The sequence below is a fragment of the Chromatiales bacterium genome (assembly GCA_014323925.1).
Taxonomy (GTDB): domain Bacteria; phylum Pseudomonadota; class Gammaproteobacteria; order Poriferisulfidales; family Oxydemutatoraceae; genus SP5GCR1.
The window spans coordinates 98,339-125,287 of the sequence record JACONC010000006.1 but is presented as its reverse complement, the minus strand read 5'-3'; the positions used below and the strand labels follow the sequence as shown (position 1 = coordinate 125,287).

The 26,949-nt window shown below is 43.5% G+C and carries 26 protein-coding genes; 15 read left to right on the top strand and 11 right to left on the bottom strand.

Annotated features, from left to right (window positions below):
- Positions 1-126 precede the first annotated feature (126 nt).
- The 6 genes from GDA45_04180 (at position 127) to GDA45_04155 (ending at position 7,723) form a co-directional block, all read left to right on the top strand.
- On the top strand, positions 127-375 hold the full coding sequence (locus GDA45_04180) for a hypothetical protein (GenBank protein MBC6414117.1): 249 nt from the start codon (positions 127-129) through the stop codon (positions 373-375).
- 1,069 nt (positions 376-1,444) lie between these two features.
- The gene (locus GDA45_04175) at positions 1,445-2,221 is read left to right on the top strand and encodes a 2,4-dihydroxyhept-2-ene-1,7-dioic acid aldolase (protein ID MBC6414116.1); all 777 of its coding nucleotides are present in this window, start codon (positions 1,445-1,447) and stop codon (positions 2,219-2,221) included.
- A 10-nt stretch (positions 2,222-2,231) separates the two neighbouring features.
- Positions 2,232-3,002, top strand: a complete 771-nt coding sequence (locus GDA45_04170; GenBank protein MBC6414115.1) for a hypothetical protein — start codon at positions 2,232-2,234, stop codon at positions 3,000-3,002.
- 13 nt (positions 3,003-3,015) lie between these two features.
- A complete protein-coding gene (locus GDA45_04165) occupies positions 3,016-4,248 on the top strand; it encodes a hypothetical protein (GenBank protein ID MBC6414114.1) in 1,233 nt (410 codons plus the stop codon).
- 18 nt (positions 4,249-4,266) lie between these two features.
- Positions 4,267-5,733, top strand: a complete 1,467-nt coding sequence (locus tag GDA45_04160) for a hypothetical protein (protein ID MBC6414113.1) — start codon at positions 4,267-4,269, stop codon at positions 5,731-5,733.
- Entirely contained in the window at positions 5,720-7,723 is a 2,004-nt protein-coding gene (locus GDA45_04155; protein MBC6414112.1) for an SUMF1/EgtB/PvdO family nonheme iron enzyme, read from the top strand. The genes GDA45_04160 and GDA45_04155 overlap by 14 nt, the downstream gene beginning before the upstream one ends.
- A gap of 34 nt (positions 7,724-7,757) precedes the next feature.
- Here GDA45_04155 and GDA45_04150 read toward each other — a convergent pair whose 3' ends face one another.
- Positions 7,758-8,105, bottom strand: a complete 348-nt coding sequence (locus tag GDA45_04150; protein ID MBC6414111.1) for a hypothetical protein — start codon at positions 8,103-8,105, stop codon at positions 7,758-7,760.
- 131 nt (positions 8,106-8,236) lie between these two features.
- On the bottom strand, positions 8,237-8,665 hold the full coding sequence (locus GDA45_04145; protein MBC6414110.1) for a bacterioferritin: 429 nt from the start codon (positions 8,663-8,665) through the stop codon (positions 8,237-8,239).
- Positions 8,666-8,870: 205 nt separating this feature from the next.
- Here GDA45_04145 and GDA45_04140 point away from each other — a divergent pair, with 205 nt between their 5' ends.
- The 5 genes from GDA45_04140 to GDA45_04120 all read left to right on the top strand — a co-directional run bounded on the left by GDA45_04140 (position 8,871) and on the right by GDA45_04120 (position 13,230).
- Positions 8,871-9,011, top strand: a complete 141-nt coding sequence (locus GDA45_04140) for a hypothetical protein (protein MBC6414109.1) — start codon at positions 8,871-8,873, stop codon at positions 9,009-9,011.
- Between the two features lie 13 nt (positions 9,012-9,024).
- Positions 9,025-9,798 carry a MotA/TolQ/ExbB proton channel family protein gene (locus GDA45_04135; protein MBC6414108.1) on the top strand — a complete coding sequence of 258 codons (774 nt, stop codon included), beginning with the start codon at positions 9,025-9,027 and terminating at the stop codon, positions 9,796-9,798.
- A 13-nt stretch (positions 9,799-9,811) separates the two neighbouring features.
- Positions 9,812-10,882: a VWA domain-containing protein gene (locus GDA45_04130; GenBank protein ID MBC6414107.1), complete on the top strand. Its 1,071-nt coding sequence runs from the start codon at positions 9,812-9,814 to the stop codon at positions 10,880-10,882.
- Complete coding sequence (locus tag GDA45_04125) at positions 10,873-11,823, top strand: hypothetical protein (GenBank protein MBC6414106.1); 951 nt, start codon at positions 10,873-10,875, stop codon at positions 11,821-11,823. Before GDA45_04130 ends, GDA45_04125 begins: the two co-directional genes overlap by 10 nt.
- Before the next feature lie 315 nt (positions 11,824-12,138).
- Positions 12,139-13,230, top strand: a complete 1,092-nt coding sequence (locus tag GDA45_04120; GenBank protein MBC6414105.1) for a Fic family protein — start codon at positions 12,139-12,141, stop codon at positions 13,228-13,230.
- 27 nt (positions 13,231-13,257) lie between these two features.
- Here the strand turns inward: GDA45_04120 and GDA45_04115 are convergent, their stop codons facing one another.
- From GDA45_04115 to surE, 7 genes are read right to left on the bottom strand one after another with little or no spacing between them, the layout of a single operon-like run.
- On the bottom strand, positions 13,258-14,376 hold the full coding sequence (locus tag GDA45_04115; protein MBC6414104.1) for a threonine synthase: 1,119 nt from the start codon (positions 14,374-14,376) through the stop codon (positions 13,258-13,260).
- A 7-nt stretch (positions 14,377-14,383) separates the two neighbouring features.
- Positions 14,384-15,703, bottom strand: a complete 1,320-nt coding sequence (locus GDA45_04110) for a homoserine dehydrogenase (protein MBC6414103.1) — start codon at positions 15,701-15,703, stop codon at positions 14,384-14,386.
- A 5-nt stretch (positions 15,704-15,708) separates the two neighbouring features.
- Positions 15,709-16,884 (bottom strand): alanine transaminase, encoded by a 1,176-nt coding sequence (gene alaC, locus GDA45_04105; protein ID MBC6414102.1) that lies wholly within the window; start codon positions 16,882-16,884, stop codon positions 15,709-15,711.
- Positions 16,874-17,551, bottom strand: coding sequence for a peptidoglycan DD-metalloendopeptidase family protein (locus GDA45_04100; protein MBC6414101.1), 678 nt, complete (start codon positions 17,549-17,551; stop codon positions 16,874-16,876). The genes alaC and GDA45_04100 overlap by 11 nt, the downstream gene beginning before the upstream one ends.
- A gap of 5 nt (positions 17,552-17,556) precedes the next feature.
- The gene (locus GDA45_04095) at positions 17,557-18,135 is read right to left on the bottom strand and encodes a DedA family protein (protein MBC6414100.1); all 579 of its coding nucleotides are present in this window, start codon (positions 18,133-18,135) and stop codon (positions 17,557-17,559) included.
- A gap of 3 nt (positions 18,136-18,138) precedes the next feature.
- Entirely contained in the window at positions 18,139-18,804 is a 666-nt protein-coding gene (locus GDA45_04090; protein ID MBC6414099.1) for a protein-L-isoaspartate(D-aspartate) O-methyltransferase, read from the bottom strand.
- Between the two features lies 1 nt (position 18,805).
- A complete protein-coding gene (gene surE, locus GDA45_04085; GenBank protein ID MBC6414098.1) occupies positions 18,806-19,552 on the bottom strand; it encodes a 5'/3'-nucleotidase SurE in 747 nt (248 codons plus the stop codon).
- A 33-nt stretch (positions 19,553-19,585) separates the two neighbouring features.
- Here surE and GDA45_04080 point away from each other — a divergent pair, with 33 nt between their 5' ends.
- A complete protein-coding gene (locus tag GDA45_04080) occupies positions 19,586-20,077 on the top strand; it encodes a Smr/MutS family protein (protein MBC6414097.1) in 492 nt (163 codons plus the stop codon).
- Positions 20,074-21,336, top strand: a complete 1,263-nt coding sequence (locus tag GDA45_04075) for a molybdopterin molybdotransferase MoeA (GenBank protein MBC6414096.1) — start codon at positions 20,074-20,076, stop codon at positions 21,334-21,336. The genes GDA45_04080 and GDA45_04075 overlap by 4 nt, the downstream gene beginning before the upstream one ends.
- Positions 21,337-21,638: 302 nt before the next feature.
- On the opposite strand, the gene pntB is transcribed toward GDA45_04075, so the two are convergent.
- Positions 21,639-23,015: a Re/Si-specific NAD(P)(+) transhydrogenase subunit beta gene (gene pntB / locus GDA45_04070; protein ID MBC6414095.1), complete on the bottom strand. Its 1,377-nt coding sequence runs from the start codon at positions 23,013-23,015 to the stop codon at positions 21,639-21,641.
- Between the two features lie 16 nt (positions 23,016-23,031).
- Entirely contained in the window at positions 23,032-24,576 is a 1,545-nt protein-coding gene (locus tag GDA45_04065; protein MBC6414094.1) for a Re/Si-specific NAD(P)(+) transhydrogenase subunit alpha, read from the bottom strand.
- Between the two features lie 190 nt (positions 24,577-24,766).
- Between GDA45_04065 and GDA45_04060 the strand changes: the two genes are divergently transcribed.
- Both GDA45_04060 and GDA45_04055 read left to right on the top strand, forming a co-directional pair.
- On the top strand, positions 24,767-25,588 hold the full coding sequence (locus tag GDA45_04060; GenBank protein ID MBC6414093.1) for a hypothetical protein: 822 nt from the start codon (positions 24,767-24,769) through the stop codon (positions 25,586-25,588).
- Between the two features lie 267 nt (positions 25,589-25,855).
- Positions 25,856-26,812 carry a glycosyltransferase family 25 protein gene (locus GDA45_04055; protein ID MBC6414092.1) on the top strand — a complete coding sequence of 319 codons (957 nt, stop codon included), beginning with the start codon at positions 25,856-25,858 and terminating at the stop codon, positions 26,810-26,812.
- Positions 26,813-26,949 lie beyond the last annotated feature (137 nt).

Here is a 26,949-nt window from a genome sequence, read left to right as displayed (position 1 = left end):
GGAGCGTCTTGCAATGGCTAAACAAATGTTGAAAAAAGACTTTCTAGTGCCCTCTATGCAGAATTAGTTTGTTATCTGTGGGCAGGGGTACTATAATATAGTTAGACACCACCAAGGAGAATAAAGATGTCCGAGATTGCTTTATACAACGCACTTACAAAGCTAGGTCTTCCGCCAGACGAGGCAAAGGAAGCAGTCGCTGATGTTGCAAGTACAAAAGATGTGGCGACAAAGCAGGATATAAAAGAAATAAAACACTACATAGATACAGCAATAGCAAAGCAAAACGCCAAGATGGAGAGATTGTTTCGGCAACAGATGATGTGGATAGTCGGTGTAGGATTAGCAGTTATTGGAGTTATTAAATATCTTTGATAACAATTTTAGTCAATCGCAATGACGCCATTGCATCCTAAAAAACGAAGCCCATGGCCTGCAATACAGCGACGATCTTGGTGCGAGCTATACCAAACTACCTACGAGGTTATGCGGTTTGCGCCGCACCGGGCAGAACCCCGGTACTCAGTCTCACCCCCACCGCCTAACGAAACACCGCACCAAGCAAAACCCTGGCACTTGGTGCTAGAAAGAGTAATTAGAAGTAGTTAAAAATAAGAGTCTATTTTCGTTTTAGGCGATCTTTGAGGTCTAAAATAGAATTTATAAAATCAGTTATGGCAGTTCCAAATTTGACTATAGCAGTTCCGATTATTATTATAAGAAACAACAATCCTAGTAAGGAGATGACGGGATTTTCAAAATATTCACCTAAAAATATTATACTCATACTAAAAACTCCTAGTATCAATAGTACGAGTATGTCACCAATACTCACTCGGCTCGTTTTCTCACTGGCAAGCATCATATTACTATCCTTCCAAATTAGCAGTACAATTTTATTACTTAGTATAATTTAACTATAGCATAGTAACCCGTTTGCAAAACAGTTTCTAAACAACGAAGCCCATAGCCTGCAATACAGCGACGATCTTGGTGCGAACCATACCAAACTACCCACAAAGTTATGCGGTTTGCAGCACTACAACTGACTTGTCTGATACTGATCAACCGTCTAAAAGAGTAAAGAGTAGAGATCTTAGTCTATCTCTTAGTCTCGTTTCAGTTAATTTTCTAGCAAAGGGCAATCCAGAATCTTAGCAATGCGCCGCAGTAAGTAATTGGCAGGAAATCACCCCATAAAATTATTTGGGTAACTTATTTGGGTAAACTTACTTAGGTAAATAGTTCAGAGTTAGATTTATCAATTACCCACATAAAAAATCTCCTCTTTTCATGAGCTGTTGACTACCTATATGTTGGACACTTTTCACCAGTCTGACATCTGTGCTTTAGTTTGACATAACTAAAAACGCGCAATAGCCAAAAAATAAAAGCGAGTATTTCAACTATGGATTGATAATTTATTTGGCTATAATAAAACACTATGAGCATCCGACAACAAAATCGCCTATTCGCCGAACGCGTACGCAACGGTGAGCTACTCAACAGCACGATGGTTACTATCAATGCACCTCAAGTGAGTGAATTATTATCGGATAGCGGGCTTGACTGGTTGTTTATCGACAGTGAGCACAGTACTTTTGATACCGCTGCCTTGCAGTGTCTCTTGCAAGCGTCTACTATTCCGTGCCTGGTTAGAGTGCCGATTGCCGAGCGCATCGCAATAAGGAATGTGCTAGATATGGGAGCTGCCGGCATCATTGTCCCGCAGGTCAATAGTGCAAAAACCGCACAAGAGATTGTTTCGTGGTGCCGCTACCCACCCGATGGTATACGTGGTGTTGGTATTTTCCGCGGTAATTGCTATGGTTTTGAATTTGAAGATCATATCAAATCAGCAGCACAAGAGACCATCATCGTTGTGCAAGCCGAACATAAAGATGCAGTCGCCGAGATAGAGGATATTGCAAGTGTGACAGGCATTGATGCAATTTTAATCGGACCTTACGATTTATCGGCGAGCTACGGCAAAGCAGGTATGATAGATGACCCGCAGATACAAGCGGCTATGGATACGATTACCAATGCGTGCTTGTCAAATAATAAAATTTTAGGTTTTTTTGGTATGAATGTGAACGCAGTGATGCCGTGGATAGAACGCGGTGCTACACTGATAACTACCGGCGTGGATTGCATTACATTAGGCATCAACACTAGACAATATGTGACTGATTTACAGTCAAAAATTTCTGATAAATGATAAGAGCAATATGACTGCTTACATAACAATTTATCCCGGTCTGGCTAGAATACTCTGGTTAGCTATTTTGATGCTATGCATGGCTACAACTGGTGCGAATGATACATTGGATGATAGCGACTGCCCGATCATTATGCCTAATTTTGATGATATGGTTTTATTGACCAGAGAGGAACGCATACAACTGATGGACCAAGCTCTCAAAGATGCGCTCAGTCAAGTGCAGGAATGCAGACAAAGAATCAGCGAACAACACACCCAAAGCGGTAGTAGCGCTAATACTGCTGGTGGCTCTGGCGCCGCTAGTTCAAGCAATGGAGATGGTAATAATAACGACGCCGCCAATGAAAATAGTAATGCGAATAATAGCGAGAATCAGCAAAACAAGAATCAACAACAAACGGCAACTCCAAGTACGGCAACGCCAAGTAGCGATATATCAGGTAGCGAGGCTGCCAAACAAGATGAAATAAATAGTCAGCCACCTGGACAAACGGCTACACCCAGTGCTACACTCTCAGGTAACCAACCTGTCCAGCCTAAATCGACAACCGCTGCAGAGCAATCGGTTGATGGGCAACCCCCTTTGACCTCGTCGACAATTAGAGACAGTCAAAAAGCATTAGATAACGGTCAATTACCCGAAGACATCCCATCAGTAGACAATGATGATATAATTGCTCAACAAATTAGGGAGGCTGCACTCGCCGAAACCGACCCTGATAAACAAGCAAAATTATGGAATGAATATCGTCGCTACAAAGGAATACCCGAAAAATAAACCAAAGGTCAAAATGAAATATTCAACAGCAATTATCTCACTATTTGCTATGCTCGTGCTGTCTGGTTGCTATGCGAGCAAAAGTACATCATTGCTCGAAGATTCCGCAGTTTCGGTAGGTCCGCAGAGTTCCTCGCAATTAACCGCAACACCTCAGCAAACACGCACGACGCAGCGAACCATCCAAAAAGAAATTGAAGTCATCATCCCAGTCTTTGACCCAAACATACCCGAAGACCCCAAAACCAGAGAAAAAAAAGGGATATGGCCAGAACTGCGTAGAGTAGAAGCGGTGAACTTTGCTCTGCATATGAAAAAAGCACTGGAGGACACCGAACAGCTAGGAGCCGTTCGGGTGACCCCCGACCAAAAGGTTACTGGCGACCTTTATGTAATCGGTAAAATTATCGAATCAACCGGTGAAGATGTCTCTATCAATATCAAAGCCATCGGCATAGACGGCAAAAGCTGGCTGAATAAAAATTATCAACACCGAGTTGACGAATACACTTTCACCAGCGTGCGCAACAAAGACAAAAGCCCTTACGACCCAGTGTTTGAGCAAGCAGCGGATGACATCGCTGCACAGCTGCGCAACAAAGACCAAGCCTACTTAAGCGAGCTCAACCAGTTGACCGAAATCCGCTTTGGTTACTCAATGTCTGATGAGAGCTTCAGACAATTCCTTAAATTCAGAGGTGACCGTGTCGAACTCGTGCAAGCACCGGCAGACAGTGACCCAATGCTACAGCGTATTCACCAATACCGTGTAGAAGACCAGCTATTCACCGACAAGATGCAACAATACTATTACGACTTTGATCAAAAAATTGATGCATCATACAAAACTTGGCAAGAAGCTGCATTCAACGCATCCAAAGCACAGCGCGAAGCGAAAAGTAAAGCAACCTGGCAGGCACTGGCAGGCATTCTAGCCATCGGTTTAGGAGCCGTTGCAGCATCCAACAGCAATAGCAATTTTTCGACTGGTGCGTCGATTGGTGCAGTCGCCACTGGTGCAGTGTTATTATCCAATAGCGCGCAAAACTTTAAGGAATCCAAATTTCACCAAGAAACTTTGATGGAATTAGGAGCGTCGATTGATGTACAGGTTGCCCCCCAAGTCATTGAGTTTGAAGAACAAACGGTGGAACTCACTGGTGATGCAGCAACCCAGTTTAATCAGTGGCGTGCGGCATTGAAAAAAATATACGCCGAAGAACAAACACCTGCCGTTCAGCTATAGTGGCACGCTTTGCGCACATTGAATAAACTACAATTCAAAGAGCAAAAAAAAACTAAAAAACACGCCCTGATCATCAACGCTATAGCGGTTGCAGTGCTGATGCTCGTTGCGATTGCGGTATTACTCTACGGGCGCGTAGACATAACTAGCACTGATGCGACATCAGTCACGGTAGATGAACACTCAGCAGATCCATCTGCAGCACAAAATAACACCGCCGATTACGACGCATCGTTAAACAACGAGCAACGCGCAGCACTACGACAAAAATATATTGCGATGATGAATACCTATGAAAATAAAGTAAAGGCACAAATAGAAGCACTCAATCTGGCAGCATGGTCACCTGAAAATATTACCATACTACAAGCACAAGAGCAGAGAGCAATCAGAGCTTTTGGCGAAAATCGGCTTACTGAGGCATTAAACCATCTTGATGATACTTTTGCGAAAGTATCGCAGCTACAATTACAACAACGACAAAACTTTAATACAACATTTGCTGAAGCACAGCAAGCATTTGCAACACAGCAAATAATGCCGGCGACCACAGCAATAAACAATGCACTGCGTTACTTGCCAAAAAACTCCGACGCATTGCTATTAAAAGAGCGCATTGGCAAGATGAACGCGGTGGCTGCACTCGTTGCAAAAGCCGATGTAGCGAGGATTGAAAACAATCTTAGTGATGAAATAAACTTGCTCGATCAAGCAATTAAACTAGACCCTTATGATACAACCTTAGTAACAAGACACCAGTTGTTAGTCGAAAAGCAGCAACAATTAAAGTTGGATGACTTATTGCATCGCACCTCTCAAGCCTTGGATAAGAGTAATATCAAACAGGCGCAAACACTGCTCTCGCAAATCAAACAAATAGATGCAACGCATCCGTCGCTGCAGCCGCTCACAGCCAGAGCTACACAAATCGGTAAACAACTCTCGTATCAAAACTTGGTTAGCAAAGCCGAAACCGCCGGACAAGACGACGATTGGCAGGCCGCACAAAACTACTATCAACAAGCACTGCAGATATTTCCCGACAATGCCGACATAACAAAACGGGTGCAACTCGCAATGCAAATTAATCGATATACTGATACTATCCGCCAAGCATTAGAAAGACCCGAACGACTAGCTGACGAACAAATCGCACTGGCTATGAAACAAATTGCCGAAGACAGTAATGAAGCTGCCGTATACAGCGCACAGCTGCGACGACTCATCGGACGATTAAACACCGCTCTTGCGGAGATGTCAACGGCAGTTGCAGTGACAGTTTACTCAGACGGTCAAACTTATGTATCAGTGATGGGTGTCGGCGTCATTGGGAAAGTGCGCGAATATCAATTAAAAGCAGGCTTGAAGCCGGGTCGCTACCTATTCAAAGGAGAACGCAAAGGCTACAAGGATAAACTCGTTGAAGTGTATATAAAACCAAGGCAAGCAACGACTGTTAGAGTAGTTTGTGATGAACCTATCTGAAGCACATTTTCGCAAAAGCCGAAGATCTTTTTGGCAAAAAATTATTGCTACCGGCGGTGCAATCGCAATCATCATCATTGTCCTCTTCGTGTTCCTCTTCTGGATTAAGGCAACCGTCGTAGAAGTTTTACCCGAAGCTGCAGCAAATCAAGCACAACGCATACTAAGCGGTTGGGGATGGGTGCAACACGATAAAGTCTATCTGCTGTCATCCACAGCCGAACTGGAAATCTCGGCAACCGGCTTCATTAGCGAAACCATCACTCTAGTGCGCAATGAACTTGAGCGGCGTATCATCGTTGAACTTCGCGAGGCGCCGGCGCTCATCAAAGCCACCGCAACACCTGCCGATTCGCAAATACAATGGCGCATCAATGCCAAACCAGCAGGCAGTGGAGCAAGTCTACAAGCTACGCTAGAACCTGGTCGCTATAGTGTTGAGGTCTCGCATCCTTACTATCAACCACAAACAACCTCTATTGAATTGACTCGTGCCGAAGAAAAAACACTACACTTTGAGTTAGCAGCGATACAGGGACACATTAATATATCGTCGATACCTGAGGGGATACCGCTGCTACTGAACGACGAATTAGTCGGACAAACACCACTTAGGTTGATGCGTGACGGTGGTATTTATCGTTTACGCATACAAACACCCGACTTTGAAACGATAGACGAAGACATTGAAATCACCTATCAGCAGCCTGAAATCGAGCGAAACTATCGACTCAGTTACAAAAAGGCTCTGGTGAACTTTACGCTCAACCCACTCGGCGGACAACTGTTGATTGACGGCAAAACAATGACTATCAACAATAAGCCAGTGGCACTGGATGCAATGCGCGAAAAAATTATCAGCTATTCCAAAGCGGGTTATGCCTCTAAAACTATCAAACGGACATTGAAGCCTGCGCAGCAAGAGAACATTTCTATCTCATTGATTAAGGAATTCGGCACAGTTATTATCAACGCCACCCCGTCAGCCAGCATTAAAATAAACGGCAGAGCCAGTGGAGATACACCGCAAACCGTCACACTGAATACCATACCGCATACTATCGAACTCTCCAAACCCGGCTATCGCAGTGTTAGGAGGACTGTACAGCCTAACAGCCAACGAACAATACAAGTTAACGAAGTACTACTAACCGAACAACAAGCGAACTTAAGTGAAAGCCCTGCACTATTCAAAAACTCCGTCGGTATAGAATTGCTATTATTCAAGCCTGACAAAACACAGCGCTTCGAACTGGGCGCGCATCGTAGCGAAAAAGGACAACGCGCCAACGAAATTTTGCGCACTGTACGCTTAACTAGAGCCTTCTATATCAGCCGTAGCGAAGTGTCAGCACAACACTATCGTGCATACAATCAGCGAACTCCGGTGTCTAATCTGCCAATCAATAATATTACTTGGAACGATGCGGCACTGTTCTGCAACTGGCTGAGCGCGCGAGAAAAACTACCCTCTTTCTATATCACTGATAATAATACAATTGTCGGCTACAACTCGGCTAGCATCGGATACCGCCTACCCAGCGAAGCGGAGTGGGAATGGCTAGCACGCTACGCAAAACGTAGCGCACCGACACAATTTGTTTGGGGCAACCAAACCACCCTTCCCAAAGCGGTAGGAAACCTTGCCGACGAAAGTGCCAAAAACAATGTTGCGGTTTATATCCCCCGCTATAACGACGGCTATCCAGAACTCGCACCGATCGCATCTTTTCCACCTGATAAAGCAGGTCTATACGACCTAGTCGGCAATGTCTCTGAATGGACCCACGATGTCTACAGCGTGGACACTACTAACGAAACACGCAACGACCCACTGGGCAATGCTTATAACACTGGTAGTAGCGGTCATGTCGTCAAAGGCTCCAGTTGGCGTTCTGGCACCTTATCCGAACTACGCTCCGCCTACCGCCTACGCGCAGTTGGCAAAGCCGATGACAGAGGCTTTCGTATCGCCCGCTATATCTATTGAGTATATGTAGGAAACCTATCTATAGCCTTTTCAATTAAGACATTATGAAATACAAAGTGATACCCATAGCCGAATAGTTCAATGCCATTATTGCGACAATCAAATAAACTGCCCGCCAACTCAATTTGATTTCCAAATCTTTGATGTCATCCTTAGTTGCCATCCGAGCTTCCAAATCTTTGATGTCATCCTTAGTTGCCATCCGAGCTTCTAAATCTCTGATGTCATCCTTAGTTGCCATCCGAGCCTCCAAATCTTTGATGGCATCCTTGATGGCTGAATTATTCATTTGGGCAAAGCTATCTATTGCCATATTTACCTCCCTATCAGTTGTATCAGGGATTTTTAAAAATATTTTATTTAAGGCTGATTTGTGTGACATTATACACTCCTTAGTCAAAAATTAAAAAGATGTACTTGCCTAACAGCAAGCTATCTGATTATCCCTTGCTAATATGCAGTTTTTCTCACAATACTGATAAGTGGTAGGAAATAGCCGATAAACTGCCAATTTCAGTGTCCGGGAGGCCTGAGCATTTTTTCTACTTCTGATATATGTTGCTCCTCTTCAAGTATTAAGTTCCTTGAAAAATCTTCCAGCCAGATGATTTGGTCTTGTGCTTTTTTAAGAAGCGCATAGTATAGAGCTAGTTGTTGTTGTTCGTGTTCCAGACTTTCTTTTAGAATATCTTCTATTGTGTGCTTATGTGTCTCTAGAAGAGGGCTTATCTTTAATGACGGATGGCCACCCAAAGTCGTTATATGTTCTCCCACTTGTTGTGCGTGCGTGAGAGATTCTGTTGCTTGGGCACGAAGCCAAGAAACAACAGGAATACGGTTATAACCATAAACCATCAAAGAATAGTGCGTATAGCGCACCACACCTGCCAGTTCATGCTCTAAGATTTTATTCATAATTTCAATGATATCTTTGTTTTTCATGGCGTTTACTTCCTCCTAGGTTGACAAAAATAATAGTGTAGTAAAAAAAATGCAACTTGTAAAACAAATGCACGACGCCATCAGATAGAAAAGAGAGTCAATGTTTATAGATGTTTCTAAGATTTGAGAATACCTGATATCACTACCGGTAAGTTCCAATCTCATCCGACTACGCATGCGCTTCGTATTTTGTTATACTTCCATTATGAAATATAAGCTCTACAAAAAGCGTCGGGCTATGCTCGTACTATTAATAGTCTTGCTGATTACTGGTGTTGCGATTGCTGGTATTGCCAGTTATTCAGTGAGTCTTAATTCACCGGCGGCTTTCCCGGTTGACATCTAAGCCAGCGCTATCTATGGTTAAAAATATGGTTAAAAATTTAGGGGCATTGGTTATATCAGTGTTGGCAGTGCATTTGCTGTACATTGGTTTTATTCTACCCAATGCCGAAATTGCCATTGCGCTAGCCGAAAGTCAAGGGCAAGCCGTGCCACGCAACCTCTTTATCATCATAAAGGATTTAGAACAAGAAATATGCATCATTCTCATGCTATGGGGTAGCTATTTAATCGTCGGTAAAATGATTGCGATCAGCAAAGATCGTTATCTCTTTGACGAAAACTTAATTGCGTTTTCGGATATGCTAGACAACAACAAAATTGCCGTTGCCAAAGCGGCGCGTGAGCAACTCGCTGCGTTGCCTGCTGATGTGGTCAAAACTTCTCTGGTGCAAACACTGATGGTAGGTCTAGACCGATTCCTAATCACTAAAGATGTGCATTACACTGCCGAGGCGATCGATGCAAAAATGGATGCATTGGTATTGAGTATAGAGGCAGAAAACTCGATGATCCGCTATTTGATATGGGCTATACCCTCGATCGGTTTTATTGGTACTGTGCGCGGTATAGGACAAGCATTATCGCAAGCTGACCAAGCGCTTGCTGGTAATATCGCCGGCATGACGAATAGCTTGGGAATTGCATTTAATTCCACTCTGGTCGCGCTCATTATCAGCATATTCTTGATGCTCTTACTACATCAACTACAGAGGATACAAGACGGGCTTATCGTTGATATCAGAGCTTATTGCGAGACGCATATTATGAATCCGATAGGAAAAAGTTAATCATCATCTGGTCGTGAGACATCTTAAAAGAAAGACCGAAGGATTTAACATCGCTTTCCTCGATGTTATGTCGTGCGGCTTGGGTGCTGTCATACTGATATTGATGTTAGTCAAATTTCAAACGGAACTACCCGACCAACAATCCTCTGCACTGCAAGCCGACATCGCAGTTTTAGAATCACAAAACCTTCAATCACAACAATCCGTAGCAGTATTGCAGAACCAAGCCGACGCTAGCCAGGCTATGTTGGCAAAGCTCAATGCGCAGTTGTTAAGTCTGGTGGCGAATATCAATACAACAAAAGATACGCGCCAGTCATTGCAAGCACAACTGGAAAAACTACAAGCACAAGCCGACATAGCGACTCAAGCCCCCCCTGCCCCAGTGCCAGTAGTGAACAGAGGATTGGAAGATTACCTGCTGGGTTTAACAGTAGAAGGTAGGAAAATTGTTATATTGGTCGATAGTAGTGCATCGATGACTGAGGAACGTTTGATAGATATTATTCGTTACAAAATTGCATCGCCAGTAGAACGCCAGCAAAGCCCTAAGTGGCAACGCACACAGCGTATCGTTGAATGGTTGGTAGCCAAAGTACCCGCAGGTAGCGACTATCAAATCATTCACTTTGCTGAACAAGCTGCGATCATCGGTGGTAGTGGATGGAAAAAAGGAGGTGATATTAAAGACGCGGCGACGGTATTATCTGACTTCAAGCAACTCGTACCTGAAGGCGGCACTAATCTACACGCAGCCATTGCTTTAATGCGCAATGTTGCAGTCGGTTTTTCAAATGTTTATTTAGTAACCGACGGTTTACCTACTCAAGGCCGTATCGGAAGAATTGGTGCAGTAAAGTCGTTTTTCTCCGGTTGCAACTCTATTATTGGTACCGCAAAAAATATCAGCGGCAAGTGCAGAATCAAATTGCTTAACAATATCATTTTGTCGTACAAAGAAAATGCACCAGTCAATGTGATCCTGCTAGCTTTGGAAGGTGACTCCGACGCTGCCGGTGCATTCTGGCAATGGACAGCTAGAAGCGACGGCATGCTTATATCGCCTGAATCATCATGGCCGTAAAAAGACGCTCTCGCAATTTTGAGATATTCAATCTATCATTCTTAGATGTCATATCTTGTGGCTTTGGTGCCGTAGTACTGCTTGTATTGCTTTCTAAATCAACGATCGTCGGAGGAACAGTTGACATAGAACGCATTGCCGAATTAATCAGAACATTCAGTCAAGCCCAAACATTGGACAGTGATATCAAATCTCAATCACAGCAGCTTTCATCAACGCTGAACCAGCAAAGCAATAAAGAAACGCAACTTAAAAATGCCATTACCAAAGCGACACAAACGCTTAGCGCGATGCAGTCAGAGAATACCAGACTCAGTGCGGAGGTCACTGCACTCAGGCAAAAACTAAAATCACCCTCGGCGACGATCAGTGCCGACTCTAATGTCACAGAAGAAATCTACGCCGGTGGTATACCAGTGGATGCTGACCACATCATATTCATTGTTGACACTTCAGGTTCTATGCAAGAAATCTGGGCTAGAGTGATGCGGGAAATGGAAAATATATTGAATATACATCCCGAAGTCAAAGGTTTTCAGATACTCAATGACAATGGCATACCCCTGATATCCGCATATAAGGGGAAATGGCTCAACGACACACCTAGTCTACGCAGTCGGGTGTTACGGCTACTCAGGACTTGGCAGGCATTTTCAAACAGTAGCCCAGTAGAAGGGTTACAAGAAGCATTGAGGCGTTATGTGAAGCGTGGTATGAAAGTCTCAATCTATATCTTAGGAGACGACTATACCGGCTCATCGTATGATCCGGTGCTGCAAACCGTTGCCAGGTTAAACACCGACCCGTCAACCGGTAAACCCATTGCTCGCATCCACGGCATTGGTTTCTACAATCAACAAGGCGGCGACATTCTTCGCCTTTCAACCTTGATGCGCGAGGTCGCACGGCAAAGCAACGGAACTTTTATTGCACTGGATTAAATTATAAAACTACTTGTCTGTTACAGGCCAGCTGGTAGCACTGCTGAGCATTGTAGTTTACTGGGTAGATATATAAAATATAACAATTATAGCAACTCATTTAGATGTGATTATGAGACACAAAGTTTATAGTGCTTCATACATGAGACACAAAACTGCTTGCTACTCATTTAGATATAATTATGAGACACAAAGTTTATAGTGCTTCATACATGAGACACAAAACTACTTGCTACTCATATTAGTATAAAAATGATACACAAATAGATTATTATGCTATAATGTATCACTTAGCCATAAATTTGATACAAAAGTATGAAAAAAGCGCATATACCCGAACAATTACCATTACAATCTTTAACTTGGAATGAATTACTTTCATTTATAAGCAGAGGACATCGTGGGCTGGCATATTTTGATGCATTACTGCAAAATTTGCCTGATGCAAATCTATTATTATCACCTCTTGAGATGCAAGAAGCCACTCTCTCTTCCCGCATTGAAGGCACTCAGGCAACCCTAGACGAAGTATTGCGGTTCCAAGCAGGTGGACAAATAGAGACAGAAAAAAGAGACGATATACAAGAAGTTATCAATTACCGTGCCGCTGTAGTGTCTGCATCTAAAGACCTTGAATCATTAAAATTGTCAGGTCGGGTATTGAAAAAAGCGCATCGGATGTTGTTGTCTGGCGTGCGAGGTAAAAATAAGACCCCGGGCGAGTTCCGCACTGGTCCAGTATTCGTAGGCCCCTTAGGCGGAACGCGTGAGCAAGCAAGTTATATCCCACCAGATGCACAGCACATTGAAGCGTTATTTTCAAATTTAGAAAAATACATGAACGATGATGAAAAAGATGTATTAGTCCAAGCAGCTATCGTTCATGCTCAATTCGAGATTATTCATCCCTTTTGGGATGGCAACGGTAGAATCGGGCGTCTTTTAATCCCGCTATTTCTTTATTCCAAAGGGATTATATCGGCACCTTGCCTTTATCTCAGTGAATATCTAGAAGCGCATCGCGACGACTACTACAAGCATCTGAATAATATAACCACCCATGGTAATTGGCAACAATGGATTATTTTTTTTCTGAAAGCGGTCATCGCACAATCGCAACGCAATGCTGAAAAAGCACAAAAAATTATCAATATAAAAGACGAGCTCATAGGTGAAATACAACAAGTCACTCACTCACAATATATTACAAATATCGTCTATTTTATTATTCCAAACCCTATTTTCACAAGCTCTCAACTTAATAGACAAGCAAAAATTCCTCGCCCCAGCATAGCACGACTGCTACTCACCCTAGAGCGAGCGGGAATTATTAGCAAAATATACCCCGGCAGAGGACGGCGGCCGTCGCTGTACGCTTTTGAGCCAATACTGGAAGCTATTGAATAGCTACCTAGTAACCAACCTTATCAATGATCAGTTTTGATTGATTAAATCGTTGATTAAATTGAACTCAGGTGCTACGGTTTGTGTTGCACGATGGGTAGATTGACGAATAGCGACATCAGGGTCTTTGAGACCGTGTCCGGTTAATGTGCAGACAATACGGCTACCGGCTTTTATTTTCTTTGCTACAATATCTTTCATTAAACCGGCAATGGAAATCGCCGATGCTGGTTCGCAAAAAATACCTTCTTTATCAGCCAGCAAACTTTGTGCAGCTAGAATCTCGTCGTCGCTGCAGGTAGCAAGCCAGCCTTCCGATTCTTTGCTTGCATGCAACGCCATTTGCCAGCTTTGCGGGTTGCCTATTCTAATTGCAGTAGCCACGGTCTCCGGTTGATCTACTTTATGTCCAGTGACGATTGGTGCCGCACCTTGTGCTTGATAACCCAACATTTTAGGTCGCTTAGTGGCGATAATCGATGCTGATTTATAATCGTCACCTAGTGACGAACGCGCCTGCTCTATGCAGAAGCTCTGTTGTCCGGCGGCCTCGCTATAACCCATCCAATATGCCGAGATATTGCCAGCGTTACCGACCGGCAGGCAATGATAATCGGGGGCATCACCGAGTGTTTCTATAATCTCTAAAGATGCAGTCTTCTGTCCTTGCAGGCGGTAAGGATTGATAGAATTAACGACTGCTACAGCCGATTGTTGTGCTATTTGCTTGACAAGCTCCATGCCCTGATCAAAGTTTCCTTTAATTTGTATAACCATAGCTCCCTCGATCATTGCTTGTGCGAGTTTGCCAGTAGCAATTTTACCTTCCGGAATTAGCACAAAGCAGCGCATCTCGGCACGCGCTGCATAAGCCGCTGCGGATGCCGAAGTATTGCCGGTCGATGCGCAGATCACTGCCTTTTGTTTTTGTGCAACTGCGTGACTAACTGCCACCGTCATACCGCGATCTTTGAAAGAACCGGTAGGATTCAAGCCTTCATATTTAACATAAATATCAAGTTCTGTATCAAATAGCTTGGGGATATTACGCAATCGTATCAACGGCGTTGACCCTTCGCATAGCGATATTGCTTCGGCATCAGCCGCTAGCGGCATACACTCTCTATATTTCTCTATCAGTCCGCGCATCACTTTGCTAACCAGTTTCTAGGCGATAACTGATGACCTGATCAGCCACTTCTGGAAGTGCCTCTATCTTAGATAATGCTTCTTTGAAATCGCACTCTTTAACTGGATATATCAGCAACACCAGCGGCACCAGTGGGTTATTAATAGTGGCAGTATCCTTTTGCAAAACTGCTTCTATACTAATATTAAACTCGCTCAATATGCGGGTGATGCCAGCCAACACACCGGGCTTATCTTCTACTTGTAAACGTAAATAGCGCGCAGTTTTGGTTTGCCCTATCGCTAAAATAGGTGAATCTGATAATTCATCGGGCTGGAAAGCAAGATGCGGCACGCGGTACTCGGGAGCGGCATTCAAAGCTCTGCTAACATCAATCAGATCGGCAATGACCGCTGAAGCCGTCGCTTCGCCGCCAGCACCGGCACCGTAATACAAAGTCTCACCGGCCGCGTCGCCATCTATCAATACGGCATTCATCACCCCTGATACATTTGCCAGCATTGAGTGTAATGGTATCAACGCTGGATGTACGCGCAACTCTATGCCATCTCCGTTGCGCTTGGCGATACCCAAATGTTTAATTTTATAACCTAATTCTTTAGCGTAAGCAACATCTTGCACTTCTATATTGCGAATGCCTTCGATGTGCACTGCATTGAATTGCAGTGGAATACCAAACGCAGTAGCTGCCATAATCATTAGCTTGTGTGCAGTATCAATGCCGTCGACATCATAGCTAGGATCCATTTCAGCATAGCCTAGTCGCTGTGCTTCGGCTAATGCTTCAGCGAAGCTCCGCTGCTTGTCCTCTACTTCGGTTAGTATATAGTTGGATGTGCCATTTATAATCCCGACTATGCTATGAATACGGTTTGCCGCCAACGACTCGCGTATGGCTTTAATCACCGGTACCCCACCAGCAATTGCCGCCTCGTAGCTTACCATCACACCACGCTGGCGAGCAGCATTGAATATCTCGTTGCCATGATTGGCAATCAACGCTTTATTTGCGGTCACTATATGCTTAGAGTTTTCAATCGCTTTCATAATCAAACTGTAGGCTGGCTGATTGCCTCCTATGAGTTCAACAACGGTATCAATTTCCGGATGTTCAACAATTTGTCTAGCATCGGCAACCAACGGTGTCGCTGATAAATCTACCGCTCGTTGCTTGCGCAGATCTCGCGCGGTCGCTGCCACCACTTCAAGCCTACACCCGGCCCGCCTTTCTATCTCGGCGGTGTTGCGGTTCAACACCTCAATCATACCGCAACCGACCGTGCCTAAACCTAGCAAGCCGATTTTCATGCGCTTATTTTGTTTCATTATATCTATCCTAGTGCTCGTTTAATATTCCTAACTGCCTGCCTGATGCGTTGTTTATTCTCTATCAAACTAAAGCGTACATGGGTGTCACCGTTCTTACCGAAACCAATACCCGGCGACACCGCAATATTTGCTTCTTTGAGCAAAAATTTTGAAAACTCCAATGATCCCTTATCGGCATAATCCTGCGGTAGCGGTGCCCAGGCAAACATGGTTGCTTTAGGTTTTTCAAAATGCCATCCTATTTTATCCAAACCGTCGCATAATACATCACGCCGACTTTCATATAACGCAATAGTCTCAGCGACACACGCCTGAGAGTTTTCCAAAGCACTAATAGCTGCAACCTGTATAGGTGTAAATAAACCGTAATCTAAATAAGATTTCATCCTTGCCAACGCCTGCACCAAAGTGCTGTTGCCACACATAAAGCCAACCCGCCATCCCGGCATATTATAAGTCTTTGATAAAGAGTAAAATTCGACGCCTATCTCCTTAGCCTCTGGCACTTGCAACAAAGACGGTGCTTGATAACCATCAAAGACAATCTCGGCATAAGCAATATCGTTGACGACCCAAATATTATGCTCTCGCGCAATAGCAACCACTTTTTCAAAAAAATCTATCGTCACGCACTGTGTAGTCGGATTACATGGAAAATTAAGTATCAACAGCTTAGGGCGTGGCCAGCTATTTTGTATTGCTCGTTGTAAGCTATCGAAAAAATCATCGTCGCTATTGAGTGTAAGATATTGCACATCGGCACCAGCAATGACGCAACCGTAGGGGTGTATAGGATAGGCCGGCGTAGGTACCAACACACAGTCGCCGGGACCTAGCATCGCCAGCGCAAGATGTGCTAAACCTTCTTTAGAACCTATCGTAACGATTGCTTCACTTTCGGCATCCAGCTCAACATTGTATTTACGCTTATACCAGTTACAAATCGCCGCGCGCAGCCTAGGAATACCTTTAGACATAGAATAACGATGCGTATCTTTACGCTGACAGGTTTCAATCAGTTTGTTGATGACATGCTGAGGCGCTGGCTGGTCGGGGTTGCCCATGCCCAGATCTATGACATCCTCGCCGCGCCCACGCGCTGCTTGCTTTAATTCATTAACGATATTGAAAACATAAGGCGGCAGCCGTTGTATTCTGTAAAATTGCTCAGTGGACATCGCTGATAGATACTTTTATATTCGGTAAATAATTGGCTAATTTTAGTAGTTTATTCGCTTGTCTTAATTCAAAATATAGCTTTGCATCGTCTTGTTGGTCGGATAACCGAGCAATCTCTTGCCCTGATTCAACCTGCTCTTTTTCGGCGACGAAAACCTCTTTATTATGCCCATACACACTAAAAACATCATTTTCATGTTTAATAATAATCAACCCGCGATAATGTTTCAAATTAAAACCACTGTAGACTACAGTACCGTTGGCTACTGCGTGCACAGCTTCAGATGGTGTGCCTTTCATAAAAACCGCATTAGAACTCGGTAATTGTTTGACTTCAGGATTATCTAATGGCCATTGCCAGCCGGATGGCTTGACTGCTTTGCGAGGTGCGATTTTCACCGGCAGCGTAGCTGATTCTGGTGCTTTCAAGCGCAATTTTTGACCGGGATAAATCAAATAATTCGGTGCTTTGATATTGTTCCACTGTGCTAAGTTACGATAATCTAATTCGTATAACCAGGCGATGCTATAAAGTGTATCATCTTTTTTTACCGTATAAGACTCGGCAAATAAACGAACTTTTACTTCATCTATCCAGTATTCCTGCTGCGTAGCACACGCCGACAATAAGACAGCCATCAATAATATCGTTAATAGTTTAGACAAAACGCTCATATTACATACGAGATATAGATAACCAATACTAAAACCGCTACGGTTGCCCAACCGAAAATTTCAATACGATCTTCCATGTAAGGCAATAAACGAGGGCTTGCATAGCGCAATAGCAGTGCGATTAAAAAAAACCGTCCACCTCTGCCAACTAAGGACGCGAAAATAAAAATGGGTAAGCTCTGCGCCAATACACCGGCACTGATGGTAAATAATTTATATGGAATCGGACTGAAAGCTGCAATCAAAATAATCCATGCACCCCACTCGTTAAATAATTCTACCGATTGCAAATAAGCCGGATAATAATCAGATAACTTGATGAGAGGTTCTATTTGATTGAATAAAAAATAGCCTATTCCATAGCCTATTAAACCACCGATAACCGAACAGACTGTAACCCAGAATGCAATATACAATGCGCGTTGGGTTTGCATAGAACAGATAGGTATCATTAAAGCTTCCGGCGGCACCGGGAAAAATACCGACTCTGCAACGCTCAAACCGTATAAGTATTTGAGTGCCTGCGGACGCTTCGCCCAAGCCGTTGTTTTTTTATATAATCCTCGGAAAATCATTAGCTAGTCGCGCTTTTCAATTAAAGGTACGAACTGCACTTTACACAACGATTGCTGATTAGATCCGCGTATCGTCGATGTCAACAAAGTAAGTTGCTGTACTTCGTTCTGACGCCCTAGAGGGATAATCATACGACCTTTGGTTGCCAGTTGCTGGTACAGTTTTTCGGGAACAGTGTCGGCTGCAGCAGTTACGATAATCGCTTGATAGGGTGCAAACTGTTTCCATCCCAAACTGCCGTCGCTGATTCTAAAATGAATATTTTTATAGCCTAATTTTTTCAATAAAGCACGCGCTTTGCGCGATAAGTCGGGAATACGCTCAACCGTGAAAACTCGCGGAATAAGTTGTGCCAAAATTGCCGTTTGATAACCCGAACCAGTGCCTACCTCCAACACCACATCAATATCCTTTTCTATCAATGTCTGTGTCATATAAGCGACGACATAAGGCTGCGAGATCGTTTGTTCGTGTCCTATAGGCAGTGATTGATCTTGGTATGCCAAGTGGGTGTATTCAGCATCGGTAAAAAGATGACGCGGCACATCGTGCATGGCTTGCAATACTCGCTCGTCGCGAATACCTTTGTTACGAAGTAAACGGATGAGTTCTTTCCTAGCGTAATCGAATGCGATGTGCGTATTGGGCATAGCCGATTGTGCTTTCATCTTATACGGTATTCCATATTTCACGCAACTCGGCAAGTAGCTTATGATTTGTTAAATCAATATCCAAAGGTGTAATTGAAACTCGGTTATGATTAATTGCATAAAAGTCAGTGCCCGGACCGGCATCTTGTTCGCTACCTGAAGCACCGACCCAGTAAATCGGATTGCCTTGAGGATCGGTGGTTTCTATCACTGGATCAGACTTATGGCGTGCACCTAAACGAGTGATCTCGGTACCAACGATCTGTTCATAAGGTAGATCAGGGATGTTGATATTGAGAATATCGGCTGAAATCGGACTGCTCAGTAGCCTCTTAATCAAATTACAGGCAATACGCACTGCACCGTTTATTTGTGTCGGTTGTCTATTGGTAAGCGAGACCGCAATTGCAGGAAAGCCAAGAAAACGCCCTTCCATTGCTGCGGCAACAGTGCCAGAGTACAATACATCGTCGCCTAAATTGGGGCCGTGATTGATGCCTGAGACAACCATATCCAAAGTGGTGTCCTTGAGCAATCCGGTGAGCGCGAGATGTACGCAATCAGTAGGTGTACCATCAACTGCATAGAAATTCTTATCTATCGTGTAAGTCCGCAACGGACGATCCAAAGTTAACGAATTGCTAGCAGCCGAACGATTGCGTGTCGGTGTCACCGCCGTCACTTGCACAAATTCCGATAGTGCTTCAAAGAGTAATTTAGTGCCACGGCTTAGGTAGCCATCATCGTTACTAAGTAAAATATGCATATAATACGCTATAGTAAAATTTTGAATATTATTATGTCCGATAAAGAATTAAATTTCAGCGAATTATTTGAAAAATCAAAAACCAAGCCGAGACGCAACTCGTCAACTGGCACGGTGTCTAAACAGAACCCGCAACCGATTTATGATGCTCATTATATAGAAAATATTCCTTTTGATATAGATGCTATTCCGAAGGCGTATCAAAAAGATGGCGTCAATCGCGCAAGCCTTCGTCGCTTTAAGAAAAATTACAGCACTATAAAGGCACACAGTATAGACTTGCACCATCATACCAGAATAGAAGCTGCTGAAGCTCTGACTGACTATATTGCGCAATGCCAAAACGACGGAATATCGTATTTTTTAGTAATCTTCGGCAAAGGTTTATCTTCATCAGAAAAACCAGTGCTTAAAAAAATTGTATGCGCTTATCTCATCAATTACCCGGAGGTGCTTGCTTACGAGTTTGCTAAACCCGGCGACGGCGGCGACGGTGCCGCTTATGTTATGTTAAGAAAACAATGACTATTAAAACTGCACCCAGCTGTGCCGATGACTATGACCCGCAAAGCTTGAGCGTCGCTGCTGCACTGCGTACTATCAATGCCAATGCCAACGCAGTCAAAGGCGTAGAACAGCTTGCGTTAAAAGATGCCTTAAACAGAATTCTTGCCGAGGATTTGGTATCGTCTATTAATGTACCAGGACATAACAACTCGGCGATGGATGGTTATGCGATACGATACGCCGATTTAGCAACCGATACCGACACTAGATTCACAATGACAGATACAGCCCTCGCCGGCCATCCTACTGAGAAATCGATTCGCTACCGTGAATGTATACGTATTATGACTGGCGCAGTGATGCCCGAAGGTGCCGACACCGTAGTTATGCAAGAACATGTGATACAAGACGGCAATACCATAACCATTGCCAACAATCAGCACCGCCAAGCCCAGAATGTGCGATACGCAGGCGAAGATATTGCAATTGGCGATATGGTTTTGCAACGCGGCAGGAAATTGACCGCGGCAGATATTGGCTTGGCAGCCTCTTTAGGTATGGCTCAACTCAGAGTATACCGTCGGTTAAAAGTCTGCTTCTTCTCAACTGGCGATGAATTACGCGCAGTAGGAAATCCGTTGGCTAAAGGTGAGATATACGACAGCAACCGCTATACCTTATACGCTATGCTCAAGCGAATCAATGTACAAGTAACCGATTTAGGCATCGTTGGAGATCAGCCTGAAGCACTCAAAGCCGCCTTTGAAGCCGCCGCATTAGAACACGATGTGATTATAACCAGCGGCGGTGTCTCAGTCGGAGAAGCTGATTATTCTAAAGCAGTATTTGAAGCGATAGGCGACATCAGCTTTTGGAAGATCGCGATGAAACCAGGGCGCCCACTGGCCTTCGGCAAGATAGGTCAGAAACTCTATTTTGGTCTGCCCGGCAATCCGGTTTCGGTGATGACGACTTTCTATATATTCGTACAACCAGCATTGAAAAAAATGAGCGGAGATAATACCCAAACTATACTCAAGATCAAAGCAACCGTACTGAATGACCTACACAAACGTCCTGGTCGTACCGAATTTCAACGCGGCAAATTAGTCATGTCTGATGACGGCGACCTGCAAGTCTCATCTACTGGCTCACAAGGTTCGGGCATATTGAGTTCGGTGAGTAAAGCCGACTGCTTCATCGTATTGTCAGAGGATACATCAAAAGTATCGGCAGGTGATTCGGTCACCGTAATACCCTTTGGTGGATTAATTTGAGAGAAACGATACTCTCTAGTATTTCCAACAATTAAACAGATGACTGCTTGGGCGCGTGTAATCGTGTATCCATCGCATCAGATCAAAGCAAGTCTAGCTATATTTGCTGAGAGCCACTAGAAATTAACATGAAGAAATTGATATTATTCGTTGTGGGAGCGGATTGAATACTGTGTGTAAATACTTGTACTGATCGCACAAGATGGCACAACGGCACAACAATAGGGAGGTCAATATTCTCTTCTAAAACTAAATAATTGAGCATATGATCTATGCCTTCAGCTCTACTGACGCATGGTAGTTTATAGATTTTGCAATATAGAGCGCACGCTGGCTTCAGCATCGCCAAATTGCATGCGGGTGTTCTCGTTAAAGAATAGCGGATTATCTATACCAGCATAGCCGGTCGCCATACTGCGCTTGAATACAATCACGGTGGCGGCTTTCCAAACTTCTATCACTGGCATACCGGCGATCAGGCTATTCGGATCTTCGGAAAGTGGATTAACTATATCGTTTGCACCGACGACCATCACCACATCAGTATCAGGCAAGTCAGGGTTTATTTCATCCATCTCCATGACAATGTCATAAGGCACATCGGCCTCAGCAAGTAAGATATTCATGTGTCCTGGCAGACGACCAGCGACTGGATGTATTGCAAAGCGAACATTGATTTTTTGCTCTCGTAATAGTTTGACGAGTTCACTGATAGCATTTTGTGCCCGCGCTACTGCCATACCGTAGCCTGGCACAATCACCACCGACGATGCCTCTTTGAGTATGCGAGCAGTCTCATCGGCGTGGATCTCCTTAATATCACCTTCGACATCGGCACCGCTACCAGCGTCGGTGCCAAAACCACCGAGTATCACACTGATAAAACTGCGGTTCATCGCACGGCACATAATATAACTTAAAATCGCACCGCTCGAACCCACCAGTGCTCCGGTAATAATCAGCAGGTCGTTGTTCAGCATAAAGCCGGTCACCGCAGCTGCCCAGCCTGAATAGCTATTTAACATGGACACCACTATCGGCATATCAGCACCGCCGATTGCTGCCACTAAAAAAACACCCAGCAATAAAGCAAGTGCGGTCATTATCAACAAACTAAACCAGGCGGTATCGGCTGACGCGGTCAAGAACAAATAACCCAAGATAACCGTGACGATAACAATCAGTAGATTGATAAGATGTCGCGCCGGCAGCATCAGTGGTTTGCTTGAAAAAACACCTTGTAATTTCCCGAAAGCTACCACAGAACCGGTAAATGTAATTGCACCGATAAAAATTCCCAAGTAAATCTCTACCGCATGTATCGTATGCTCAACGCCAGTATATTGAATATTCGGATCTAAATGGTTGGCAAAACCGACCAATACAGCAGCGACACCCACAAAGCTATGTAGCAAAGCAACCAATTGTGGCATTTGTACCATTTCCACACGGCTAGCAGCAAAGGCGCCTATAGCCGCACCAATCAGCATTGCCGGCAATAGATATTCAACGCGAATGATTTGCAGAGCAGCCAGTGTCATCGCCAGTGCAATAATCATGCCGGCGATGCCGAATAAGTTGCCGCGGCGAGCGGTTTCTTGGTGGCTCAAGCCGCCTAAACTGAGTATAAAAAATACGCCAGCAATGACGTATGACATAGTGATTAAACCTTGACTAATCATCCGATAAAACCTCTTAACTCTTACGAAACATATTCAACATACGATAGGTAACCAAAAAGCCACCAGCGACATTAATCATAGCGACCAATACAGCAATAATCGCTAACCACAGAACAACTGAAGTACTACTAACGGTTTGTACCAAAGCACCAATGATAATGATGCCGCTGATTGCATTGGTAACACTCATCAGCGGTGTGTGTAGTGCTGGAGTGACATTCCATATCACCTGCCAACCGACAAAGCAAGCCAGTACAAACACCGTGAAATGCGTCATAAATGACGCTGGTGCCACTTGGCCTAGAGCCAATAGAGAACCTAAACCAATGGCACTGAATAGCAGTGTCTTAAATAGCCGTTTGCGCGGTGGCTCAGCGACGGTTTGTTCAACAACCGCTTCCGCTTGTTTCACTTGTGGTTTGGGTGGTGGCTGAGCACTCGCCGGTGGTGGCCACAACACCTCTTTTTTATGCGTGATTATCATGCCGCGCACGACTTGATCGTCCAAATTAATCGCTAAGTTACCGTCTTTCTCAGGGGTCATATCGGTTAATAAATGTTGCAAATTGGCGGCATAGAAACGACTTGATTGAGATGCCATCCGACTCGGCAGGTTGCTATAGCCAATTATCGTAACTCCCTGTTTGACTACCGCCTTATCCATTTCGGTTAACTCACAATTGCCTCCCTGTTCAGCAGCAAGGTCAACAACTACGCTACCAGCCTTTAGTGCTTTGACGGCATCAACGCTAATTAAGCGCGGTGCCGGTTTGCCAGGGATCAAAGCAGTGCTGATAATAATGTCTACTTCCTTGGCTTGCTCTAAAAACAATGCGCGCTCAGCTTCTAGGAATGCGTCGCTCATTTGCTTGGCATAGCCACCACTACCGCTACCAAGCTCTTCCATGTCGATGGTCAAAAACTCTGCTCCCATGCTCTCGATCTGTTGCGCAACTTCAGGGCGCGTGTCAAACGCGCGCACGATAGCGCCCATTGATCGCGCGGCACCAATGGCTGCTAGTCCGGCTACTCCGGCACCAATGACCAGCACCTTAGCCGGTGCTGCACGACCGGCAGCAGTACTCTGCCCACCGAAGAAACGGGTGAAATGATTGGATGCTTCAACGACTGCGCGATAACCAGCAATGTTTGCCATTGAACTCAGCGCATCGAGCTTTTGCGCACGGGTAATACGCGGCACTTGATCCATCGCCAATACCGTACTACCTTTGTGCTTAAGTTTGTCAACCAGCTCTTTGTTTTGTGCCGGCCAGATAAAGCATATTAGTATGCTATGCTCAGTCAGTAATTCGGCTTCTTGTTGTGTAGGTCCTTTAACTTTTAATATTATATCGCTGTGTTGCCATAGTGATTTACTATCGTCGCTGATTTCGGCACCGGCTTCTCTATAGGCAGCATCGCTAAAATCGGCGGCAACACCCGCTCCTTTCTCAACGACGACTTCATAACCTAACTTGATAAAGTGATTGATACTATCTGGTGATGCCGCAACGCGACTTTCACCATCTTGAATTTCTTTCAGAATTGCTATTTTCATTGTAATCGGATTGATTGTCATTCGGATTAAAGCGCATATGATAATCTAAAACGAAAGCAACATCAAACCTTAACAGTACATGATACCTCTCTTGGGTATCGTACAGCTCGTAGCATCTGTGGAGAACATGGTTTAAAATGAAATCTCATCCATGCCATGAACCTGAAAAAAAGAAAGGTCACAATAACAGATGATTATTTCACATAAACTAAAATTCATTTATATAAAATTGATGAAGATAGCAGGGACATCGTTTGAAGTAGCACTCTCAAAATACTGTGGTCCGAAAGATATTATCACACCAATAAATGATCAGGAACACAGACGAAAATCTTTAGGGTTTTGCGGTGCACAAAATTATTCTTATTCAGACAACCCTTATTTAGACTCCTACTTAAAACTAAGGCTTTATTATTTTATACCAAAAGTTATACATCGTCTTTTAGACTTAAACCATCCAATAACAGAGTTTTCGGCTCATACAAGCGCTCGGGAAATAAAACGAAGGTTACCTTCCACAGTCTGGAGAAATTATCTAAAAGTAGCAACTATACGTTGTCCTTACGATACTTATATATCAGCGTACTATTATTTTAAATACTCAGAGTTTGAAATAATACATCAAAAAAATAAACCAATTGAAAATTTCAAAAAATTTGTTACCAAGCATCAAACAGTACTTGATTATATATTAGAATTGCACGATAAAAATGGCAAAATGCTGACAGATTTCTTAATCAGGTATGAACATATAAATGAAGATATTGAATCACTGAGTAAGAAAATAAACACCCCAGGGCTCCTGAGTACATTCGAAGCCCATAATGTAGGAGGCGATTTACGACCTAAACTGAGGGCTTCCTCTTGTGAAATGTATACTAAATATCCTAATGCCAAATTAATATTAGATGAGAAATTCGGCAAATATGCGGATAGATACGAATTTTTCGAACAATACTGGCCGTCATATAAATCTGCATTAGAAGAAGCCATAAAAGAGCATAGCTTATGACGAGCGAATAGTAAAAACGCTGCCACTTTTGCTCGTCTGGGTGAAACGGTGTTCCCCAATCATATCACCCAAAAGATATGGCATCGTACAGCCACATCTTGTAATGGCATGTATAATAGATTGGTGAGAGTATGTAGTATTTGATTCATAAGTAATCTCCTTAGTTAGGTTTTATGATGAAAGAGATTATACAATTACTTACATATCCTCACTTATCAAATTCTGTGACTAAAACTTTCTAGTGCCAAATATGTTTATAACTAAGAAATGTCTTATCCACCTATCTATATTATTAGCTTAAAACGGACACCGGAAAGACGGCTTTCCATATCAAGACAACTTGATGCTTTTAACCTACAGCATCAATTCATAGATGGAATAGATAAATTTGATTTGCACTCTCAAGCATATCGTGAGGCGATAGCAGACCAACTAGACATAGATGAGCAACAGCTAGATTATTTTTTCAAAAAGTATCATAAATCTGATTTAGGTCTTGTTGCTTGTAGCCTGAGTCACATTAAGGCCTATGATTTAATGATAAAAAACAACATTTCCCGAGTTTGCGTATTAGAGGATGATGCCCGGCTATTACCCACTTTTCCGCAGATATTGGCTGAGTCCCAAGTATTTCTGCGCGATATCATAATGTTCGGTCATTTATCCGGTGTTATTAATGCTATATTTAAAGAATATACGCGGGGTTTTAGAAGTAAGGCAGGAAAGAGATCAATAAGAAATATTTTTAGCATTTATGCGTGCAGTATATCTAATTATGCGTGCAATATATCTAAACTGATAAGATATAAAAAGTATTACCCGCAACTACCTTTATATATGGTATATTCCATTTTTTTGGCTATCGTCAGAGGTGCTTTTCTGCGTTTTTTGAAATCAAAAAAAGCCCGAACAAATTCAAGAATGAGCATAGTTAAAATAGGTGGTATACCCTCTTTGGATAAATCTCCTAGGTATAGGTTTAGTTCTAAACACAGCCTTATTAATCCTTGGCCGGCCATGGGTAACGGAACGTCTGGCATGGGTTATATGCTAACGCGTTCGGCAGCGATTAAATGGAAACAGGCTACTATGGATCTGCGTGTAGCTTTTGATATAGTTCACGGGGTATTATATTGCCGAGGAGATTTAGATCTCCTTATTGTTCATCCTCCTTGTATTATGGCACTACCCGCCTACACACACTATCGTGTCCACACTAATTAATAGATAGCCTTTACTCATCAGCCCTTCATTACAACTTTAGACTAACAGCATCGTACAAAACCTTGCACAAAAACATTATTCAAGGTAACATGCCAAATCAAATATCCAATGGCTCAACTTTATCACTAGATTGAGGT

Bases quoted from the DNA above. Each gene is read 5' to 3' on its own strand.
- GDA45_04060 (MBC6414093.1), top strand. From the start codon at position 24,767: ATGATTATTTCACATAAACTAAAATTCATTTATATAAAATTGATGAAG.
- GDA45_04135 (MBC6414108.1), top strand. From the start codon at position 9,025: ATGGTTAAAAATATGGTTAAAAATTTAGGGGCATTGGTTATATCAGTG.
- surE (MBC6414098.1), bottom strand. From the start codon at position 19,552: ATGCATATTTTACTTAGTAACGATGATGGCTACCTAAGCCGTGGCACT.
- GDA45_04075 (MBC6414096.1), top strand. From the start codon at position 20,074: ATGACTATTAAAACTGCACCCAGCTGTGCCGATGACTATGACCCGCAA.
- GDA45_04125 (MBC6414106.1), top strand. From the start codon at position 10,873: ATGGCCGTAAAAAGACGCTCTCGCAATTTTGAGATATTCAATCTATCA.
- GDA45_04180 (MBC6414117.1), top strand. From the start codon at position 127: ATGTCCGAGATTGCTTTATACAACGCACTTACAAAGCTAGGTCTTCCG.
- GDA45_04175 (MBC6414116.1), top strand. From the start codon at position 1,445: ATGAGCATCCGACAACAAAATCGCCTATTCGCCGAACGCGTACGCAAC.
- GDA45_04090 (MBC6414099.1), bottom strand. From the start codon at position 18,804: ATGAAAGCACAATCGGCTATGCCCAATACGCACATCGCATTCGATTAC.
- GDA45_04120 (MBC6414105.1), top strand. From the start codon at position 12,139: ATGAAAAAAGCGCATATACCCGAACAATTACCATTACAATCTTTAACT.
- GDA45_04115 (MBC6414104.1), bottom strand. From the start codon at position 14,376: ATGCGCGGACTGATAGAGAAATATAGAGAGTGTATGCCGCTAGCGGCT.
- alaC (MBC6414102.1), bottom strand. From the start codon at position 16,884: ATGTCCACTGAGCAATTTTACAGAATACAACGGCTGCCGCCTTATGTT.
- GDA45_04110 (MBC6414103.1), bottom strand. From the start codon at position 15,703: ATGAAACAAAATAAGCGCATGAAAATCGGCTTGCTAGGTTTAGGCACG.
- GDA45_04165 (MBC6414114.1), top strand. From the start codon at position 3,016: ATGAAATATTCAACAGCAATTATCTCACTATTTGCTATGCTCGTGCTG.
- GDA45_04140 (MBC6414109.1), top strand. From the start codon at position 8,871: ATGAAATATAAGCTCTACAAAAAGCGTCGGGCTATGCTCGTACTATTA.
- GDA45_04095 (MBC6414100.1), bottom strand. From the start codon at position 18,135: ATGATTTTCCGAGGATTATATAAAAAAACAACGGCTTGGGCGAAGCGT.
- GDA45_04080 (MBC6414097.1), top strand. From the start codon at position 19,586: ATGTCCGATAAAGAATTAAATTTCAGCGAATTATTTGAAAAATCAAAA.
- GDA45_04170 (MBC6414115.1), top strand. From the start codon at position 2,232: ATGACTGCTTACATAACAATTTATCCCGGTCTGGCTAGAATACTCTGG.
- GDA45_04055 (MBC6414092.1), top strand. From the start codon at position 25,856: ATGTCTTATCCACCTATCTATATTATTAGCTTAAAACGGACACCGGAA.
- GDA45_04065 (MBC6414094.1), bottom strand. From the start codon at position 24,576: ATGAAAATAGCAATTCTGAAAGAAATTCAAGATGGTGAAAGTCGCGTT.
- GDA45_04155 (MBC6414112.1), top strand. From the start codon at position 5,720: ATGAACCTATCTGAAGCACATTTTCGCAAAAGCCGAAGATCTTTTTGG.
- GDA45_04150 (MBC6414111.1), bottom strand. From the start codon at position 8,105: ATGTCACACAAATCAGCCTTAAATAAAATATTTTTAAAAATCCCTGAT.
- GDA45_04145 (MBC6414110.1), bottom strand. From the start codon at position 8,665: ATGAAAAACAAAGATATCATTGAAATTATGAATAAAATCTTAGAGCAT.